This is a genomic window from Xanthomonas sp. SHU 308, from assembly GCF_000364645.1.
Taxonomy (GTDB): domain Bacteria; phylum Pseudomonadota; class Gammaproteobacteria; order Xanthomonadales; family Xanthomonadaceae; genus Xanthomonas_A; species Xanthomonas_A sontii.
In genome coordinates, this window is sequence record NZ_AQOK01000092.1 from 1 (window position 1) to 2,760 (window position 2,760).

A 2,760-nucleotide genomic window follows, 5' to 3' on the forward strand; every position below is an offset into this window, starting at 1 on the left:
TCGTTGCCGGCGGCGGGCGCGGCAGCCGGGGCGGCGGCGGTGCCGGAGGCAGGGGCGACGGCGTCGGCAGTGCCGTCCTGGGCCTTGCATGCCACCAGGATCGGCAGCAGGGCCATCAGGGTCAGGGCGAAGCGGGTCTTCATCGGCGACATCTCCAGCAGGATGGGGGACAAATGCCGGACGCGCCGCAAGCGCGGTCCGGCCACCCCGTCATGATGCCATGGCGCGGATGAAGCGCCGTACGCCGATTACTTGCCTGCGCGCTCGCGGGCGATCAACGCGTCGGCGATACGCAGCATGTCCTCGAAGTTCTTGCCCTTGACCAGGTACTTGCCGTCGACGATCAGCGCCGGGGTGCCGGAGATGTCGGCGCGCACGGCGAAATCGCGCGCGGCCTTCACCTGCGCGGCGACCTGCGGGCTCTGGTAGGCGGCGATGAAGGCCTGCGGCTTGACCCCGAAGCCGGCGTAGAACGTGGCCAGTTCCTCCGGCGCCACGTTCTGCACCGGTACGCTGCGCTTGTCGTGGATGGCCTCGAACATGGCGCGGTGGCTGCGGCTCTGCACGCCCAACTGCTGCGCGGCATAGAAGGCGCTGGCGAAGTTGTCCCAGTAGCCGCCGAACGCCGCCGGCACCAGGGTCAGGCGCACGTCCTTGGCCTGCTTGCCGGCCCATTCTTCCAGCAGCGGCTCGAAGTGCGCGCAATGCGGGCAGGTATAGCCGAACACTTCCACCACCTCGATCTTGCCGGCCAGCGGCGCGAACGGCTTGGGATTGGCGATCAGGGTGTAGTCCTCCCCTTCCACCGCGGTGGCGGACTTGGGTTGCGCGCAGGCGCTCAACGGCAGCAGGGCGAGCAGGCACAACAGCAGGCGGGGCAGACGGTTCATACGATCTCCAATGGCAAAAAACGAACGCCGGTCGTCGGGACCGGCGCGAAGGGGAAACGGGCCGGCGCCGCCGTGGCGGCGCGCGGTCAGGATTGTTGCGCGGGCGCCGGCTGCTGTGGCGTTGCCGCGGCCGGTGCCGCCTGCGCGGCGGCCGCGTCGTCGGCGCGGTCGTGCAGGCCCTGCAGGTAGCTGCCCAGCGCCTTGATCTCCTGGTCGGTCAGCGGCTTGGCCACCTGCGCCATGATCTTGAACATCGTCGGATCGCGCTCCTGGGTGGTGCCGGCCTGGTATTCCTGCAGGCGCCGCGCCACGTAATCGGCGTGCTGGCCGCCCAGATGCGGATAGGCCGGCCCCGGATTGCCGGCGCCGGCCGGGCCGTGGCAGGCCATGCACGCGGGAATGCCGCGGGTCGCGTCGCCGCCGCGATACAGCTGCTGGCCGACCTCGTAGAACTTCATGCCCGCGTAGGGACCGTCGGCGATCACCGCGTCGTCGGCGATGCCGGCGCCGGCCTTCTGCGTGGCGAAGTAGGCGCCGATGTCGCGCATGTCCTGCGCGCTCAGCGGCTGCACGAACGGCACCATCGCCGCGACCGCGCCGCTGGTGCGCTCGCCGTGGGCAATCAGCGCCATCTGCCGCGCGCTGTAGCGCTCCACCTGGCCGGCGATGCGCGGATACATGGCGATCGCGGGGTTGCCGTCCGCGCCGTGGCAGGCGGCGCAGGCCGCGGCCTTGGCCTGGCCGGCCTTGGGGTCGCCCCAGGCGGCCTTGCCGATGTCGCCCTCCAGCGGCGTGGTGCGCACCGGCGCGTGGTCGGGAATGGGAACCACCGAGGTCTGCGCGAACGCGACCGCGGCAGCGACGGAAACCGCTAGACCGGCAAAGGCAAGAACGCGAGCGTGGCGCATTGCTGAAGCTCCGTATGACCCGACCCCGCGGCTGCCGGACGGCGACCGCACTCGCGCGATTATCGGCATGCCGCGGCCCGGCGGTCAACGAAGCCCGCCCGGTGCCCTGGACGTGCGATCCTAGGGGGATGTCGCTGATCCTCGAACGTGCCCACTATCTGTTGTCCGCCCACAATGCCCGCCAGTTGCCGGACGACGGCGGCTGGGAAGTGGCGTTCGCCGGCCGCTCCAACGCCGGCAAGTCCAGCGCGCTGAACGCGCTGACCCGACAGAACGCCCTGGCCCGCGTGTCCAAGACGCCTGGCCGCACCCAGCAGCTGGTGTTCTTCCAGGTCCAGCCCGAGCGCTACCTGGTGGACCTGCCCGGCTACGGCTACGCCAAGGTGCCGCAGGAACTGCAGGCGCACTGGCAGAAGTTCATCGACACCTATTTCCGCACGCGCGAGGCCCTGCGCGGGTTGGTGGTGGTGATGGACATCCGTCATCCGCTGAAGGACTACGACCGGCAGATGCTGGGCTACGCCGCCCAGCGCGGGCTGCCCGCGCATGCGTTGCTGACCAAGGCCGACAAGCTCGGCCGCGGCCAGCAGGGGCAGGTGCTGCAGCAGGTACGCAAGGAGCTGACCAGCGCGTTCGGCGATACGGTCAGCGTGCAGACTTTCTCCGGCGAGACCCGCCAGGGCGTGGACGAGGCGCGTGGCATCGTCGGTGGCTGGCTGGGATTGGACACGGAGCCGACTGCCGCGGAGTGAGCGCGGTGGTGCTGGCACCCAAACTTCGCGAGACGCTTCGCGCCGGACCCTCACCCCAACCCCTCTCCTGGGGGGAGAGGGGCTAGCCTCTGTTCCTTCTCCCATCGGGAGAAGGTGCCCCGAAGGGGCGGATGAGGGTACGGGCGCAGCCTCGTGCACTCGAACTCCGCGGGACGCTTCGCGCCGGACCCTCACCCCAACCCCTCTCCC

At 70.4% G+C, this 2,760-nt stretch carries 3 protein-coding genes and 1 pseudogene; 1 reads left to right on the top strand and 3 read right to left on the bottom strand.

Annotation, left to right across the window (positions count from 1 at the left end; translation table 11 throughout):
• From D588_RS27120 to D588_RS0104165, 3 genes and pseudogenes are all read right to left on the bottom strand, one after another.
• Positions 1 to 143 (bottom strand): annotated as a pseudogene (locus D588_RS27120) (thiol:disulfide interchange protein DsbA/DsbL); the annotation flags it as partial.
• Positions 144 to 248: 105 nt separating this feature from the next.
• Positions 249 to 890: a thiol:disulfide interchange protein DsbA/DsbL gene (locus D588_RS0104160; RefSeq protein WP_017915079.1), complete on the bottom strand. Its 642-nt coding sequence runs from the start codon at positions 888 to 890 to the stop codon at positions 249 to 251.
• A gap of 86 nt (positions 891 to 976) precedes the next feature.
• A complete protein-coding gene (locus D588_RS0104165) occupies positions 977 to 1,798 on the bottom strand; it encodes a c-type cytochrome (protein ID WP_026143360.1) in 822 nt (273 codons plus the stop codon).
• A gap of 128 nt (positions 1,799 to 1,926) precedes the next feature.
• On the opposite strand from D588_RS0104165, the gene yihA reads away from it, so the two are divergent.
• Complete coding sequence (yihA, locus tag D588_RS0104170) at positions 1,927 to 2,550, top strand: ribosome biogenesis GTP-binding protein YihA/YsxC (RefSeq protein WP_017915080.1); 624 nt, start codon at positions 1,927 to 1,929, stop codon at positions 2,548 to 2,550.
• Positions 2,551 to 2,760: the final 210 nt, after the last annotated feature.

Excerpts from the sequence above, each read along its gene's own strand:
- D588_RS0104160 (WP_017915079.1), bottom strand. The coding sequence starts at position 890 with ATGAACCGTCTGCCCCGCCTGCTGTTGTGCCTGCTCGCCCTGCTGCCG.
- D588_RS0104165 (WP_026143360.1), bottom strand. The coding sequence starts at position 1,798 with ATGCGCCACGCTCGCGTTCTTGCCTTTGCCGGTCTAGCGGTTTCCGTC.
- yihA (WP_017915080.1), top strand. The coding sequence starts at position 1,927 with ATGTCGCTGATCCTCGAACGTGCCCACTATCTGTTGTCCGCCCACAAT.